Source organism: Streptomyces sp. NPDC088730 (assembly GCF_044751215.1).
In the GTDB taxonomy this organism is placed as follows: domain Bacteria; phylum Actinomycetota; class Actinomycetes; order Streptomycetales; family Streptomycetaceae; genus Streptomyces.
Window position 1 is genome coordinate 176,348 of sequence record NZ_JBIVLK010000006.1, and the last position, 15,616, is coordinate 191,963.

General features: G+C 69.6%; 14 protein-coding genes and 1 tRNA gene. 8 read left to right on the plus strand and 7 right to left on the minus strand.

Annotation, left to right across the window (positions count from 1 at the left end):
- Both ACIP89_RS20320 and ACIP89_RS20325 read left to right on the plus strand, forming a co-directional pair.
- Positions 1 to 201, plus strand: a complete 201-nt coding sequence (locus tag ACIP89_RS20320; protein WP_402116008.1) for an excisionase family DNA-binding protein — start codon at positions 1 to 3, stop codon at positions 199 to 201.
- Entirely contained in the window at positions 201 to 1,364 is a 1,164-nt protein-coding gene (locus ACIP89_RS20325; protein ID WP_030701139.1) for a tyrosine-type recombinase/integrase, read from the plus strand. The genes ACIP89_RS20320 and ACIP89_RS20325 overlap by 1 nt, the downstream gene beginning before the upstream one ends.
- A gap of 51 nt (positions 1,365 to 1,415) precedes the next feature.
- On the opposite strand, the gene ACIP89_RS20330 is transcribed toward ACIP89_RS20325, so the two are convergent.
- Positions 1,416 to 1,489 (minus strand) — tRNA-Gly (locus ACIP89_RS20330).
- A 489-nt stretch (positions 1,490 to 1,978) separates the two neighbouring features.
- Between ACIP89_RS20330 and dcd the strand changes: the two genes are divergently transcribed.
- Both dcd and ACIP89_RS20340 read left to right on the plus strand, forming a co-directional pair.
- Positions 1,979 to 2,554, plus strand: a complete 576-nt coding sequence (gene dcd / locus ACIP89_RS20335; protein ID WP_401924455.1) for a dCTP deaminase — start codon at positions 1,979 to 1,981, stop codon at positions 2,552 to 2,554.
- Between the two features lie 6 nt (positions 2,555 to 2,560).
- Positions 2,561 to 3,061, plus strand: a complete 501-nt coding sequence (locus tag ACIP89_RS20340; protein ID WP_401924452.1) for a phosphoribosyltransferase — start codon at positions 2,561 to 2,563, stop codon at positions 3,059 to 3,061.
- A 76-nt stretch (positions 3,062 to 3,137) separates the two neighbouring features.
- Here the strand turns inward: ACIP89_RS20340 and ACIP89_RS20345 are convergent, their stop codons facing one another.
- The 4 genes from ACIP89_RS20345 to ACIP89_RS20360 all read right to left on the minus strand — a co-directional run bounded on the left by ACIP89_RS20345 (position 3,138) and on the right by ACIP89_RS20360 (position 8,746).
- A complete protein-coding gene (locus tag ACIP89_RS20345; protein WP_402116009.1) occupies positions 3,138 to 4,118 on the minus strand; it encodes a Yip1 family protein in 981 nt (326 codons plus the stop codon).
- A 161-nt stretch (positions 4,119 to 4,279) separates the two neighbouring features.
- Positions 4,280 to 5,458 carry an FG-GAP repeat domain-containing protein gene (locus ACIP89_RS20350; protein WP_402116011.1) on the minus strand — a complete coding sequence of 393 codons (1,179 nt, stop codon included), beginning with the start codon at positions 5,456 to 5,458 and terminating at the stop codon, positions 4,280 to 4,282.
- Between the two features lie 150 nt (positions 5,459 to 5,608).
- Positions 5,609 to 7,891 carry a (Fe-S)-binding protein gene (locus tag ACIP89_RS20355; protein ID WP_402116012.1) on the minus strand — a complete coding sequence of 761 codons (2,283 nt, stop codon included), beginning with the start codon at positions 7,889 to 7,891 and terminating at the stop codon, positions 5,609 to 5,611.
- Positions 7,892 to 8,005: 114 nt separating this feature from the next.
- Positions 8,006 to 8,746: a sugar transferase gene (locus ACIP89_RS20360; RefSeq protein WP_402116014.1), complete on the minus strand. Its 741-nt coding sequence runs from the start codon at positions 8,744 to 8,746 to the stop codon at positions 8,006 to 8,008.
- Between the two features lie 357 nt (positions 8,747 to 9,103).
- On the opposite strand from ACIP89_RS20360, the gene dnaK reads away from it, so the two are divergent.
- From dnaK to ACIP89_RS20380, 4 genes are all read left to right on the plus strand, one after another.
- Entirely contained in the window at positions 9,104 to 10,963 is a 1,860-nt protein-coding gene (dnaK, locus tag ACIP89_RS20365; RefSeq protein WP_401924440.1) for a molecular chaperone DnaK, read from the plus strand.
- Positions 10,960 to 11,619, plus strand: coding sequence for a nucleotide exchange factor GrpE (grpE, locus tag ACIP89_RS20370; protein WP_311304660.1), 660 nt, complete (start codon positions 10,960 to 10,962; stop codon positions 11,617 to 11,619). The genes dnaK and grpE overlap by 4 nt, the downstream gene beginning before the upstream one ends.
- 123 nt (positions 11,620 to 11,742) lie before the next feature.
- Positions 11,743 to 12,936, plus strand: a complete 1,194-nt coding sequence (dnaJ, locus tag ACIP89_RS20375) for a molecular chaperone DnaJ (RefSeq protein WP_401924437.1) — start codon at positions 11,743 to 11,745, stop codon at positions 12,934 to 12,936.
- A gap of 1 nt (position 12,937) precedes the next feature.
- Positions 12,938 to 13,384: a heat shock protein transcriptional repressor HspR gene (locus ACIP89_RS20380; RefSeq protein ID WP_401924434.1), complete on the plus strand. Its 447-nt coding sequence runs from the start codon at positions 12,938 to 12,940 to the stop codon at positions 13,382 to 13,384.
- 47 nt (positions 13,385 to 13,431) lie between these two features.
- Here ACIP89_RS20380 and ACIP89_RS20385 read toward each other — a convergent pair whose 3' ends face one another.
- Both ACIP89_RS20385 and ACIP89_RS20390 read right to left on the minus strand, forming a co-directional pair.
- The gene (locus tag ACIP89_RS20385) at positions 13,432 to 14,436 is read right to left on the minus strand and encodes a LuxR C-terminal-related transcriptional regulator (RefSeq protein WP_401924432.1); all 1,005 of its coding nucleotides are present in this window, start codon (positions 14,434 to 14,436) and stop codon (positions 13,432 to 13,434) included.
- Between the two features lie 92 nt (positions 14,437 to 14,528).
- On the minus strand, positions 14,529 to 15,503 hold the full coding sequence (locus ACIP89_RS20390) for a helix-turn-helix transcriptional regulator (protein WP_401924429.1): 975 nt from the start codon (positions 15,501 to 15,503) through the stop codon (positions 14,529 to 14,531).
- Between the last annotated feature and the right edge of the window lie 113 nt (positions 15,504 to 15,616).

Consider the following 15,616-nt stretch of genomic DNA (forward strand, 5'->3'; position numbering starts at 1 on the left):
ATGACGAACAAGCTGCTGACTGTTGAGCAGGTTGCCGAACTGCTCGGTACGACCGCTCGGTTCCCGCGCCGTTTGATCGCGGAAAGGCGCATTGAGTACGTGAAGGTGGGCCGACACGTCCGGATCGCGGAGCACGTGGTGGAGGCGTTCGTGGCCGCCCACACGGTCACGTCCGCGCGTCGTCTGCGGGGTGTCGCCTGATGGCGGGCAAGAAGCGGCAGTTCGGCCGTGTGCGCAAGCTCCCCTCGGGGCGGTATCAGGCTCGCTATCTGGGGCCGGACGGCATCGACCGCCCGGCGCCCGAGACGTTTCGGACCAAGAGGGATGCTGACGACTGGCTTGCCGACCGGCAGAGCGAGGTTCGGTCAGGAGACTGGCGCGACCCTGACGCCGGCAAGGTGAACTTTGGTGAGTACGCCCTTCGGTGGGTGGAGGAGCGTGGCCTCGCAGCGACGACGGACGAGCTGTATCGCCGCCTGCTCCGGCTGCACCTCCTGCCGACCTTCGAGGCAGTCGACCTCGACAAGATCACGCCGCCCGGCGTCCGGACCTGGCGCACCGAGAGGCTGAAGGTGACTGAGGCGCCGACAACGGTGGCCAAGTCGTACCGGCTCCTCAAGGCGATCATGGAGACCGCCGTGGACGACGAGCTGATCCGTCGCAATCCGTGCCGGATCAAGGGTGCGGGCAAGGAATCCGCGGAGGAGCGCCCGACGGCCACCGTCCCGCAGGTCGATGCCCTGGCCGACGCGATGGGTCCCCGGTGGCGGCTGATGGTCTATATCGCCGCGTACGGACCGGCCCGGCCCGAGGAACAGGCGGCGATGCGTCGGCCGGACGTGGACCTGGAGAACGTCGGGGTCTGGGTCCGTACGGCTGAACCTGAGCTGACCACGGGCCGTCGCGCTCCGGGGGACACGAAGTCGGCGGCCGGTCGGCGCTTCCTCGTGCTGCCGGCGTTCATGGCGACCGATCTGGAGCGCCATCTCGACTGGTACGCCGAGAAGACGCCGGACGGGTTGCTGTTCGTGGGGGAGAGGGGCAAGCCGTTCCGCCGCTCCACCTTCGGCCGGAAGTGGCGTAAGGCGCGGGCCACGGTCGGCTTGCCGGAGAACTTCCGCTTCTACGACCTCCGGCACACGGGGCACACCCTTTCGACCCGGTCCGGGGCGACCCTCAAGGACACGATGGTGCGGGCTGGCCAGTCCACCGAGCGGGCCGCGTTGATCTATCAGCACTCCGACACCGAGCGGCAGAAGGAGGTGGCCGACGGCATCGACGCTCACGTGCGCGCCGCACGGCTCCGGGCACAGGAGGAGCAGGCCAAGCAGCGATCGGGCACGGAACGGGCACGCGACACCTAGACAGGTCCAGACAACAAACAAGGCCCGGGTCGATGACCTGGGCCTTAGTCGTGGAGCGGGTGACGAGAATCGAACTCGCGCTCTGAGCTTGGGAAGCTCATGTTCTACCATTAAACTACACCCGCGTAACGCACTGGCTGACCAGCGACGCATCGTCCCACACTGTACCCCATGGCGGGCCCCTCGATGTGCGTGCCCCGGTGGTGGGTGGGGTGGGAGTGGATCGTGGTGCGGGGTGGATGCGGGTGGGTGGGGCGGGAGTTGGGGGCGTAGCGTGGGTTGCCGGAGTGCCGCGTGGAGTGGCGTCCCGTTCATCCCCTAATGTGGCTTTCTCGTCCACGGCTTGATGGGGAAGGGACTTGATGGAGTCCATGGAGCGCACCGTCGTCCGCTGTGCCGAAGGGCACGTTTTCGCTACCGCCTCGTTCCCGATGCAGCAGCTCGGGTCCGGGCGGATCGGTCCCGGGCGGCTTATCCGCTGTCCTCGTTGCGCCCGGTTGCGGCATGCCGTGCCGGTGGGGTTCGAGGAGCGGTAGGGCTTCCGGGAACGTGGTGACAGGCGCGCGGGGCGGCCCGATGTGGGTGGGTCCGCGCGTTCTGCGTATCCTCGGTGGGTGCTTCTCTCAGACAAGGACATCCGGGCCGAGATCGACGCCGGACGCGTACGTATTGATCCGTTCGATACGTCGATGGTGCAGCCGTCGAGCATCGATGTGCGGCTCGACCGCTACTTCCGGGTGTTCGAGAACCACCGCTATCCGCATATCGATCCCGCGATCGAGCAGGTCGATCTGACCCGTACCGTCGAGCCGGACGGGGACGAGGCGTTCATCCTGCACCCCGGTGAGTTCGTGCTCGCCTCGACGTACGAGGTCATCTCGCTGCCCGACGATCTCGCGTCGCGGCTGGAGGGCAAGAGTTCGCTCGGCCGGCTCGGGCTGGTGACGCATTCGACGGCCGGGTTCATCGATCCGGGGTTCTCCGGGCACGTGACGCTGGAGCTGTCGAATCTGGCGACGCTGCCGATCAAGCTCTGGCCGGGGATGAAGATCGGCCAGCTGTGCATGTTCCGGCTGACCTCTCCTTCGGAGTTCCCGTACGGCTCCGAGCGGTACGGGTCGCGGTATCAGGGGCAGCGCGGTCCCACCGCGTCGCGGTCCTTTATGAACTTCCACCGGACGCAGGTGTGACGCCGGGTGAGTGATGACGCGCGGGAGAATCTGACGTACGACGGTTTCGGGCATGCCGTGCGGGAGCTGGCGCAGGCCGTCGCCGATGACGGGTACGAGCCGGATGTGGTGCTGAGCATCGCGCGGGGCGGGGTCTTCGTCGCCGGCGGGCTGGCGTACGCGCTGGACTGCAAGAACATCCACCTGGTGAACGTGGAGTTCTATACCGGGGTGGGCACCACACTCGACATGCCCGTCATGCTGGCGCCCGTGCCCAACGCCATCGACTTCTCGGACAAGAAGGTCCTGATCGCCGACGACGTCGCCGATACCGGGAAGACGCTGAAGCTGGTGCGTGACTTCTGCATCGATCATGTCGCCGAGGTGCGGTCCGCCGTGATCTACGAGAAGTCGCACTCGCTCGTGAAGTGCGAGTACGTGTGGAAGAAGACCGATCGCTGGATCAACTTCCCCTGGAGCGTGGAGAAGCCCGTCGTGCGGCGCGGCGGGCAGGTGCTCGACGCCTGAGCGGCGCGGGACGCGGGAAGCGGGACACGTGGAAAGACCCCCGGGGCCTCAGGCTCCGGGGGTCTTCTCGGCTCGGTCAGATCGTGCCCAGCTTGAGGATCGACACCAGCGCGATCAGCTGGATCGCGCCGGCGCCCAGCGCCTTCGGCCACGGCAGGTCGTGGGACTTGCTCACCATCGAGGTGAGCAGGGCCGCCGCCGCCAGCCAGGTCAGCCAGCCGAGGATCTGGACCAGGGAGTTCTCGCCGCCCAGGAACAGCGCGAAGATCAGGCGCGGGGCGTCCGTGATCGACATGATCAGCATGGAGAGGCCCACCGTCGGCTGCCAGGCGCCGTCGCCGCCCAGCTGGCGGGCGAGCGAGTGGGTGACCGCGCCGAGCACCAGGCCGCCGATCACGAAGCCGACACCCGTGATGATGACGTAGGGGATGGCGTTGCCGACCGGGGCGTTGATCGTGTCGTCGCGGGCCTGGTCGAAGCCGAAGAGCGCCAGCAGGCCGTAGAGGAACGTGACGATGAGCGCCGGGCCCCAGACGGGGTAGTCGCGCATCTGCCAGAACGTCGCGGCGGGGCGTGTCACGATGCCGGTCAGCAGCTGCTTCCAGTGCAGGCGCGGGCCCGCAGGCTGGACGGGGGCCTGGCCGGCGCGGTAGGTGTTCCCGTCGCCGTAGGGGTCCTCGTCGATGCTGAAGGCCTGCGTGTGGCCCGGGTTGTTCGCGTACGGGTCGCCGCCCTGGTGCGGGTGCTGGGGGTGCTGCGGCTGGGGGTACGGGTCGGCGAAGTACTCCGGCTCGTCCGGTCCGCCGCCGCCCTGGTACCCGCCGCCGGCCTGGTACCCGCCACCGGGGTGGTGGCCGCCGTTGTTCCGGCCGCCTCCGTCGTAGCCGCCCTGGTAGCCGCCGCCGTTGGGCGGGGCGCCGTTTCCTCCCGTCGGCGGCCATTGCTGCTGTCCGTACGGCGGCGGTGCCTGATTGCCGTACGGCTGCTGCCGCGGTTGCTGCTGCGCTTGCTGCGGGGTGCGGTTGTCCCGGCCGCGTCCGATCCTGAATCCAGCCACGTAATCGAACGTACCTGGTCCGTCCGGGGTGGGTGGGAGGGGCGGGGGAACTGGGCCGCCTTTGACGCTCAGCTGTGACATCCCCTAAGGGAACCCTGGGGGGTTGTCCGCAGTGGACGGGCAGTGGACGGGCAGTGGCGGGGGAGGGCGCGCGGTGGTGGTCAGCCCGCGTTGAACAGCGCGCTGGTGAACGTGATCAGCGGGCGGTCCGGGGTGGCCGCCGGGTACAGGGCGATCAGGTCGGCCGTCTCGCCGCGGTGGGTGCGCACCACCGTGTCCGGCTTCCGGTCGCCGTCGAAGTCCGCGTAGCGCGTCAGCAGGGTCGTTTCCGCTCGGGACGGGGCGCCGGCCCCCGGGTTCCCGCGCAGGGGCGCGGCCGGGAGCTCTCCGGCCGGGGCCCCGAAGCGGTACGGGCCGCCAGGCCGGCCCGGTCCGTCCGGGCTGCCGAGCAGCAGGGTGCCCTTGGCCGCCGTACCGGGCTCGTGGGTGCGGGCGGCGTACACCAGGTCGTCGTAGCCGTCCCCGTTCACGTCCGCCCGGGGCTCGGGCGCGGACAGCGCTGGGCCGGCCCCCGGGATGGTGGCCCCGGCCTCGTGCGGGCGGTCGTCACGGGTGAAGGGGCCGCGCAGGAAGCTGAGCCGGTCCGCGCTCGCCGTCACGGCCAGGTCGGGCTTCCCGTCCCCGTCGAAGTCGCCGCAGACCGGGTGGCCGGGCCACTCGTCGCCGGAGCGGGCCCGGTCCGGGATGCGGAGCGCGACCGCCCTGCCGGTGAGGCCCGCGGGGGAGCCGAAGAGGATCTGCAGCGGTACGGGCGGGCGTCCGATGCCGTCGTACGGAGGGTCGGTGGACACGACCAGATCGGTGAAGCCGTCCCGGTCCAGGTCGCAGGAGGCCTCCGCGTCGAACGCCGAGGGGAGGGTGTCGCCGATCTTGGCGGCGTTGGTGTGCGCGCTCAGCGACTGGCGTACCGAAGGGTCCAGGCCCCGGGAGGCGGAGCCGTACACGATGCCGATGCCCGCGTCGTCGCCGTGGGCATCGGCCGCGGGCTTCACCAGGTGGTCGAGGACGAGGTCGCGGTGGCCGTCGCCGTTGAAGTCGTCGGGGGTGCGGCTGCCGCCGCCGCGCGGGACCGGGTGGCGCTGTGCGCCGGCGAGCCCGGACAGCGCGGCGGGCGGGGCGTCGCCGTTCTTGCCCGGTCCGGAGGGGGCCGGGGAGCCGGAGGGGGCGGAGGGGGCCGGGGAGCCGGAGGGGGCCGGGGAGCCCGCGCAGGCCGCCAGCAGGAGGGCGCAGGCGCAGCCGGCCGCGGCCGTGGCCGTCGCCCTCGCGACTCGTATCCGCACTGGAGTGGTCTCCGCCCTCGTTCGTTCCGGGTACCTCGATGCCCGGTGGCCGCACCACACGACGCGCCACCGGGCCGGGAAGGCGGAAGCGGCCGGTCCTGCCCCCGAGGCAGGTCCGGCCGCTTCCGCGACGCCGTGGGGCGTCGCCGGCTACTTCACCGGCTCCGGCTCCGGCGCGTCCGCCGTTTCCGGCTCGCCCGCCGGGTCGGCGGGGGTCTTGACGGAGTCGAGCAGCAGCTGCGAGACGTCGACCACCTGGACCGACTCCTTCGCCGTGCCGTCGTTCTTCTTGCCGTTGACCGAGTCGGTCAGCATGACCAGGCAGAACGGGCAGGCGGTGGAGACGATGTCCGGATTGAGGGAGAGGGCCTCGTCGACGCGCTCGTTGTTGACGCGCTTGCCGATCCGCTCCTCCATCCACATCCGGGCACCGCCGGCGCCGCAGCAGAAGCCGCGCTCCTTGTGGCGGTGCATCTCCTCGTTCCGCAGGCCCGGGACCTTCGCGATGATCTCGCGCGGGGGCGTGTAGATCTTGTTGTGACGGCCCAGGTAGCAGGGGTCGTGGTACGTGATCAGGCCCTCGACCGGCGTCACCGGGATCAGCTTGCCCTCGTCCACCAGGTGCTGGAGCAGCTGCGTGTGGTGGATGACCTCGTACTCGCCGCCGAGCTGCGGGTACTCGTTCGCGATGGTGTTGAAGCAGTGCGGGCAGGTCGCGACGATCTTCTTGGAGGCCTTGGCCTTCCTGGTCGAGTCGTCCACGCCTCCGTCCTCGTCGAGGGACTCGCCGAAGGCCATGTTCAGCATCGCCACGTTCTCCTGGCCGAGCTGCTGGAACAGCGGCTCGTTGCCCAGGCGGCGGGCCGAGTCACCCGTGCACTTCTCGTCGCCGCCCATGATCGCGAACTTGACGCCCGCGATGTGCAGCAGCTCCGCGAAGGCCTTCGTGGTCTTCTTGGCGCGGTCCTCCAGGGCGCCGGCGCAGCCGACCCAGTAGAGGTAGTCGACCTCGGTGAGGTCCTCGACGTCCTTGCCGACGATCGGGACCTCGAAGTCGACCTCCTTGGTCCACTCGACGCGCTGCTTCTTGGCGAGCCCCCAGGGGTTGCCCTTCTTCTCCAGGTTCTTGAGCATCGTGCCCGCCTCGGACGGGAACGCGGACTCGATCATCACCTGGTAGCGGCGCATGTCGACGATGTGGTCGATGTGCTCGATGTCGACCGGGCACTGTTCCACGCAGGCACCGCAGGTGGTGCAGGACCACAGGACGTCCGGGTCGATGACGCCGTTCTCCTCGACGGTGCCGATCAGCGGGCGCTCGGCCTCCGCGAGGGCGGCGGCGGGGACGTCCTTGAGCTGTTCCTCCGTCGCCTTCTCGTTGCCCTCCATGTCCTTGCCGCCTCCGGCCAGCAGGTACGGGGCCTTGGCGTGCGCGTGGTCGCGCAGGGACATGACCAGGAGCTTGGGGGAGAGCGGCTTGCCGGTGTTCCAGGCGGGGCACTGCGACTGGCAGCGGCCGCACTCCGTGCACGTGGAGAAGTCGAGGATGCCCTTCCAGGAGAACTGCTCGACCTGGGAGACACCGAAGGTGTCGTCCTCGCCCGGGTCCTCCCAGTCGATCGGCTTGCCGCCCGACGTCATCGGCTGCAGCGCGCCGAGCGCGACCTCGCCGTCGGCCTCGCGCTTGAACCAGATGTTCGGGAAGGCGAGGAAGCGGTGCCAGGCGACACCCATGTTGGTGTTGAGCGACACCGTGATCATCCAGATCAGCGAGACGCCGATCTTGATCATCGCGGTGAGGTAGATGAGGTTCTGCAGCGTGCCGAGCGCGAGTCCCTTGAAGGCGAGGACCAGCGGGTACGAGACGAAGTACGCCGCCTCGTAGCCGCCGACGTGGTGGATCGCGCCTTCGAGACCGCGCAGGGTCAGGATCGCCAGGCCGATGACGAGGATGACGTACTCGACGAAGTACGCCTGCCAGGCCTTCGAGCCCGCGAACCGCGACTTGCGGCCGGCCCGGGAGGGCAGGTTCAGCAGCCGGATGGCGATCAGCACGAGAATGCCGACCGTCGTCATCAGGCCGATGAACTCGATGTACAGCTCGAACGGCAGCCAATCACCGATGACCGGCAGGACCCAGTCCGCCTTGAAGAGCTGTCCGTACGCCTGGAGCAGCGTCGGCGGCAGGGTCAGGAAGCCGATGGCGACGAACCAGTGCGCGAAGCCGACGATCCCCCACCGGTTCATCCGGGTGTGGCCGAGGAACTCCTTGACCAGGGTGATCGTGCGCTGTTTCGGGTTGTCCGTGCGACTGCCGGCCGGGACCGGCTGTCCGAGCGTGACGAACCGGTAGATCTGCGCGACGGCTCGGGCGATGAGCGCAACGCCGACCACGGTCAGCACCAGCGACACGATGATCGCGGCGAGTTGCATTGGGGGCTCCTCGGGCCTGCGAGGGTGGGATTCAGCGGTGATCGCTGATTACTCAGATGTTACTCAGATGCTTACTAAGCAGTAACTTAATCAGTCTGTGCTGACACTATCCACTTATTCCGCCGCGCTGTAGTTGGGCAGGCGGTGATCTGTGTCGCTCAGGCATACCTGGCCGCGCCGGGTGAGTCCGCGGACCGCCCGGCGCAGCGGACCGTGTACGGCCTCGGCCAGGATCGCCAGGTCCAGGGCGGTCCCCCGGTGCTCGGCGTAGTGCCGGTCGAGGAGGTCCGCCTCGTCCCACGGCATCGTGGAGTGGCGGCGTACCTGCGCCAGGCCGGTCAGTCCGGGCTTCAGTTCCCGCCGCCAGTCTCTCGCACCGGCGGCCGTGCCCCGTCCGTCGCCCGGCGCGAGTGGCTCGGGGCCGACCAGGGAGAGCTCGCCCCGTACGACGTGCGGCAGCCGCGAGAGCACGTCGAGCCCCAGCCGCCGGGTGCGCAGTGACCGCAGCACGAAGGGCCTGCCCGCCGGTCCGGTGCGGGGGGAGCGGTCCAGTACGCCGCCGGGGTGCCGCCGTGCGGCGAGGGCGAGGGCGGCCGCCGCGAGGGCGGGGGCGGCCAGCAGCAGGAGGGCCGAGCCGAGGAGCAGGTCCAGGGTGCGTTTGGTGGTGGGGCGCGGCGGGGCAAGGGCTCTCAGGGCGGCGAGGGCCGTGCGGGCGCGCGTCGCGCGGGACGGTCGCGGTGGCTGCCAGGGGCGCCGGGCGGGCCCCTGGCGGCGGTTCCATCCCTGCCGCTGCCCCCGCGCCCGCCGTCGGCTCCGCGGCGGCGTCCGCCGCCGTCCCGGCCTCTGCGCCTGCATCGTTCGCACCTGCCTGGTGTCGCTGTCCGGTGTCGGATTCCTGGGGTAGCCGGTTGCCGGTTTTGTGCGGATCACGGCATTTTGTGACAGAACGATCCCATGGCGCGATGATGGTGGGGGGTGTGTGGCTCGCGAGCCGGGCAGGTGTCGCCGGGGAGTGGCTCGGATTCGTCCCGTGTGGCGCGTATGCGGCGTCCGCCCGATGTGTGTCCGCCGTCACAAAGGTGGATAATTCGCTGGTGGCGCGAGGTGCGTGCACGATAGTTGAGTCGAGTCGACTCAGGTCTGTTGACTCCGAGGGTGATGTCATGCATCCTTGAGCCAGATCCACTCAAGTAGTCAGTTGGAGGAATTGAAATGGCACGTGCGGTCGGCATCGACCTGGGCACGACTAACTCCGTCGTCAGCGTTCTCGAAGGCGGCGAGCCCACCGTCATCACCAACGCCGAAGGCGCCAGGACCACGCCGTCCGTCGTCGCCTTCGCGAAGAACGGCGAGGTTCTGGTCGGCGAGGTCGCCAAGCGCCAGGCAGTGACGAACGTCGACAGGACCATCCGCTCCGTCAAGCGCCACATGGGCACTGACTGGAAGATCGACCTGGACGGCAAGAGCTTCAACCCGCAGCAGATGAGCGCCTTCATCCTGCAGAAGCTGAAGCGTGACGCCGAGTCGTACCTGGGCGAGAAGGTCGCCGACGCGGTGATCACCGTCCCGGCGTACTTCAACGACTCCGAGCGTCAGGCGACGAAGGAGGCCGGCGAGATCGCGGGCCTGAACGTCCTGCGCATCGTCAACGAGCCGACGGCCGCCGCGCTGGCGTACGGGCTCGACAAGGACGACCAGACGATCCTCGTCTTCGACCTCGGTGGCGGCACCTTCGACGTGTCCCTCCTGGAGATCGGTGACGGCGTCGTCGAGGTGAAGGCCACCAACGGTGACAACAACCTCGGTGGTGACGACTGGGACCAGCGCGTCGTCGACTACCTGGTGAAGCAGTTCGCCAACGGGCACGGCGTGGACCTGTCCAAGGACAAGATGGCTCTCCAGCGTCTCCGCGAGGCCGCGGAGAAGGCGAAGATCGAGCTGTCGTCCTCGACGGAGACCACGATCAACCTGCCGTACATCACGGCGTCGGCCGAGGGCCCGCTGCACCTGGACGAGAAGCTCACGCGCTCGCAGTTCCAGCAGCTCACCGCGGACCTCCTGGACCGCTGCAAGAACCCGTTCCACAACGTCATCAAGGACGCGGGCATCCAGCTCTCCGAGATCGACCACGTCGTTCTCGTCGGCGGCTCGACCCGTATGCCGGCCGTCGCCGAGCTCGTCAAGGAGCTCACGGGCGGCCAGGACGCCAACAAGGGTGTGAACCCGGACGAGGTCGTCGCCATCGGCGCCTCGCTCCAGGCCGGTGTCCTCAAGGGCGAGGTCAAGGACGTCCTGCTCCTCGACGTGACCCCGCTGTCCCTCGGTATCGAGACCAAGGGAGGGATCATGACGAAGCTCATCGAGCGCAACACCACGATCCCGACCAAGCGTTCCGAGATCTTCACGACGGCCGAGGACAACCAGCCGTCCGTGCAGATCCAGGTCTACCAGGGCGAGCGCGAGATCGCGGCGTACAACAAGAAGCTCGGAATGTTCGAGCTGACCGGTCTGCCGCCGGCCCCGCGCGGCGTGCCGCAGATCGAGGTCGCCTTCGACATCGACGCCAACGGCATCATGCACGTCGCTGCCAAGGACCTCGGCACCGGCAAGGAGCAGAAGATGACCGTCACCGGTGGCTCCTCGCTGCCGAAGGACGAGGTCAACCGGATGCGTGAAGAGGCCGAGCAGTACGCGGACGAGGACCACCGCCGCCGCGAGGCCGCCGAGTCGCGCAACCAGGGCGAGCAGCTCGTCTACCAGACGGAGAAGTTCCTCAAGGACAACGAGGACAAGGTCCCCGGCGACGTGAAGACGGAGGTGGAGACCGCGCTCACCGAGCTGAAGGAGAAGCTCAAGGGCGAGGACACCGCCGAGATCCGTACCGCCACCGAGAAGGTCGCGGCCGTCTCCCAGAAGCTGGGCCAGGCGATGTACGCCAACGCCCAGGCCGAGGGCGGCCCGCAGGCCGATGGCCAGCCGGGTGCCGAGCAGGCCCAGGCCGACGGCCAGGACGATGTCGTCGACGCCGAGATCGTCGACGACGAGAAGGACACCAAGGGCGGTGCGGCGTGACCGAGGAGACTCCGGGCTTCGAGGAGAAGCCCGACGTCCCCTCCGGCGCCACCCCTGAAGACGCCGGGACGGAGGCCGCCACCCCCTCTTCCGAGGAGGCGGCGGCCCCCGCCGGGGACGCGAACGAGACAGCCGGTCTGACGGCACAGCTGGACCAGGTCCGCACGGCGCTCTCCGAGCGCACCGCAGACCTCCAGCGGCTCCAGGCCGAGTACCAGAACTACCGTCGCCGCGTGGAGCGGGACCGGGTCACGGTCAAGGAGATCGCGGTCGCGGGTCTCCTGTCCGAGCTGCTGCCCGTGCTCGACGACGTCGGCCGGGCCCGGGAGCACGGCGAGCTGCTGGGCGGGTTCAAGTCGGTGGCCGAATCGCTGGAGACGGTCGTCGCCAAGCTCGGCCTGCAGCAGTTCGGCAAGGAGGGCGAGCCCTTCGACCCGACGATCCACGAGGCCCTGATGCACTCGTACGCGCCGGACGTCACCGAGACGACCTGCGTGGCGATCCTGCAGCCCGGCTACCGGATCGGCGAGCGCACCATCCGTCCCGCACGGGTGGCGGTGGCCGAACCCCAGCCGGGGGCGACGCCCGCGGCCGCGAAGGACGCGAAAGAAGAGCAGGCAGCCGACGAGGAGAGCGGTGGCGGCGAGGAGGTCTGACATTCCGTCCGACCACCTGGCAGCACACCGCCCGGCCACCGGGCCTCGCGTACGGATCACGCCGCACACCGGCCCGATCCGTACGCGAGGCCCCGGGCCGGTCGTCCGGAAGGAGGGACGTCGATGAGTACGAAGGACTTCGTCGAGAAGGACTACTACAAGGTTCTCGGCGTCCCGAAGGACGCCACGGACGCCGAGATCAAGAAGGCGTACCGGAAGCTCGCCCGCGAGTTCCACCCGGACGCCAACAAGGGTGACAACAAGGCGGAGGAGCGCTTCAAGGAGATCTCCGAGGCCAACGACATCCTCGGTGACACCAAGAAGCGCAAGGAGTACGACGAGGCCCGCGCCCTCTTCGGCAACGGCGGCTTCCGCCCCGGACCCGGCAGCGGTGGCGGCAACTTCAACTTCGACCTGGGCGACCTCTTCGGAGGCACCCCGGGCGGCGGCCAGGGCGGCGGAGCCGGCGGCTTCGGCGGCGGTGGCGGCGGCCTGGGCGACGTGTTCGGCGGCCTCTTCAACCGGGGCGGCGGCGCCGGCACCCGGGTGCAGCCGCGCCGCGGCCAGGACATCGAGTCCGAGGTGACGCTCAGTTTCACCGAGGCGGTCGACGGGGCCACGGTCCCGCTCCGGATGTCCAGCCAGGCGCCCTGCAAGGCGTGCTCCGGCACCGGCGACAAGAACGGCACCCCCAGGGTCTGCCCCACCTGCGTCGGCACCGGACAGGTCTCGCGCGGCACCGGCGGCGGGTTCTCGCTCACCGATCCCTGCGTGGACTGCAAGGGCCGGGGCCTCATCGCCCAGGACCCCTGCGACGTCTGCAAGGGCAGCGGCCGGGCGAAGTCGTCCCGCACCATGCAGGTGCGGATCCCGGCGGGCGTCTCCGACGGCCAGCGGATCCGGCTGCGCGGCAAGGGCAGTCCGGGCGAGCGCGGCGGACCGGCCGGTGACCTCTACGTCATCGTCCACGTCGACGCCCACCCGGTCTTCGGCCGCAAGGGCGACAACCTCACGGTCACCGTGCCCGTCACCTTCACGGAGGCGGCGCTCGGCGGCGAGGTGAAGGTGCCCACCCTCGGCGGCCCCCCGGTCACCCTGAAGCTGCCGGCCGGCACGCCCAACGGGCGTACCATGCGCGCCCGGGGCAAGGGCGCGGTGCGCAAGGACGGCAGCCGCGGCGACCTGCTGGTCACCGTGGAGGTGGTGGTCCCCCAGGACCTGGGCACGGACGCCCGGGACGCCCTGGAGGCCTATCGCAAGGCCACCGCGGACCAGGACCCGCGGGCGGAGCTGTTCCAGGCAGCGAAGGGAGCTTGAGGTGGACGGCCGTCGGCGTAATCCGTACCAGCTGACCGATGAGTCCCCGGTGTACGTGATCTCGATCGCGGCCCAGCTCTCGGGGCTGCATCCCCAGACGCTGCGCCAGTACGACCGCCTCGGCCTGGTCTCGCCCGACCGCACGGCCGGGCGCGGCAGGCGCTACTCGGCCCGCGACATCGAGCTGCTGCGCACCGTGCAGCAGCTGTCGCAGGACGAGGGCATCAACCTGGCCGGCATCAAACGCATCATCGAGCTGGAGAACCAGGTCGCCGCGCTCCAGCAGCGGATCGCCGAGCTGTCGGCGGCCGTGGACGGCGCGGATGCGGCGCTCCAGCAGCGCGAGGCCCAGGTGCACGCCTCCTACCGGCGCGATCTGGTGCCGTACCAGGACGTGCAGCACACCAGCGCACTGGTGGTCTGGCGTCCCAAGCGGCCCAAGGGCTGAGCGGCCCGAGGACTGAGCGGGCCGGACCCCCCGCGGCGCGGAGCCCGTCACCCCGGATCGGCCGGGGTGGCGGGCTCCTGTGCCGTCCCGGCGATACCCGAGCGGACGAGCAGGGCGCCGAGCTGGGTCCGGCTGGTGGCGTTGAGCGTGTGCATGAGCTTGGAGACGTGGGCGCGGCAGGTGCGGACGCTGATGCCGAGCTTTCCGGCCACGACCTGGTCGGCGTGGCCCTCGACCAGGAGGCGGGCGACGCTGAGCTGGACAGCGGTGACCGAGGCGCCGGCCGGAGCGGGCGGCAGCGGCTCCGTGAGCGGGATGGCCTGCGCCCACAGGACCTCGTACATCTGGATCAGATAGCGGACCAGCGCGGGGTGACGGATCTCCAGCGCGACATCGCGGGCGGCGTTGGCGGGGATGAAGGCCACGGTGTGGTCGAAGACGAGCAGCCGCTCGACCGTCTGCTCCAGGGTGCGGATCTGGAGGAGGCCCGGCGGCATCTGCTTCAGATAGGCCTTGAAGGTCTGGTTGTAGCGGACGGGGTGCTGGTAGATGTGCCGGAGCGGGGTGCCCCGCTCCAGGGTGAGCCGGGCCCGCGACAGGGCCCTCTGGAGCTGGTCGGGCGGCCGGGTGCTGCCCGGCTGAAGCGTCCGGATCTCCTCCGTGGCGCTCTCCGTCGCGTTCTGGACGGCGGCGTCGATCAGGGGCAGGCCTTCGAGGACGGTGATGGCGAGGTTGGGGTCCGTACTGGCCACGGTTGTCAGTGGTGCCAGCGAGTCGGCCAGCGCGGCCGAGAGGCTGATGCGTTCGTGGATCTCCCGGACGACGGGCTGCAGCAGGTGAGCCAGGGCGGCGGACGGCGGCACGGGACGTACCCAGGCCTCGTCCTGCGGGTCGGGGTGGACCAGTGCCAGCTCGGTGAGACAGGGCGCCGGCTCGATGGCGGTCCGGGGTATCCGTCCCGCGCTCAGGGCCTCGGTGTAGATCCCGACCGCCGTGTCGCACAGCGCACGGTCCTTGTGGGCGTGCGCCGGTGTGTCCTCATCCCTGCCCATTCGTGTCCCCCCATTTTCGGCAGTGCAGCAAGATGACGGTGGTGGCAGCGTAGTTCGCGGGCCACTGTGGGTTTTGCGGGGGAGCCGGCCGGTCAGGAGTCCTGATCGAGGATTCCTGACTGGGCGATCAGGTAACCGAGCTGGGCACGGCTCGTGCTTCCCAGCACGGCGGACAGCTTGGCGACATGGGCGCGGCAGGTGCGGACGTTCATGCCGAGCCGGCGGGCTATCGCCTCGTCGACGTGCCCCTCGATCAGCAGCGTGGCGATGGCGCGCTGGACGCCCGTGATGCCGTCGCGGGCCGGGTCGTACGGAGCCGCCTCGTCCAACGGGACGGCTCGGCGCCAGAGTTGTTCGAAGACCTTCGTCAGATAGGCGACCAGTGCGGGGTGACGGAGTTCCAGGGCGACGGGCAGGTCGTCCTGGACCGGGATGAAGGCTACGGTCTCGTCGCAGATGATGAGGCGCTCGATGAGCTCTTCGAGCGTGCGGATCTCCATCCGGGCGCCCGCCATGAGGTCGACGTAGGCGAACGTGCGCTGGCTGTGCCGGACCGTGTGCTGGTAGAGGGTGCGGACGCTGATGCCGGAATCTATGAGAGGTTTGCTGCGGGTCAGGGCCTCGCTGAGAACCTCCTCGCTGCGTCTGCCCCCGGGCTGGACGGTCAGCACTTCCGTCCGGCTCTCGGCGATGGCCAGGTCGAGCGCTCCGTTGATCCGGTCGATGCCCTCCAGCACCGTGATCGCATGCGTGGGCGCGGGGCTCTGGGCGCTGATGGCCAGGAACGGTTCGAAGGCTTCGGTCAGCTCGACGGAGGTCCGCCTGCGATCCTGGATCTCGCGTTCCAGCGGGTAGAGGCGCTGGGCCAGAGCGGCCGAAGGCGGAACCGGGCGAAGCCACGAGGCGTCGTCCGGATCGGGCAGCAGGAGACCGAGTTCGACGAGGCAGGGTGCGGGCCTGACCTCGGCGCGGGCCAGACGGCCCACACTGAGCGCGGCCGCATACAGCCTGGCGCCTTCGGTGCACAGGTTCGTGACCGCGTGAGTATGTGTCGGTTTGGTGTCCATTATAGGCAAAACTCCACCCCCCAGGGTCCTGAACATTCAGGAACATGATGCATCGCTCCTGTGGCATTGACGCGTCCGAATGAGCCATCGTCTCTGAAGAGCGGGGGAGAGGA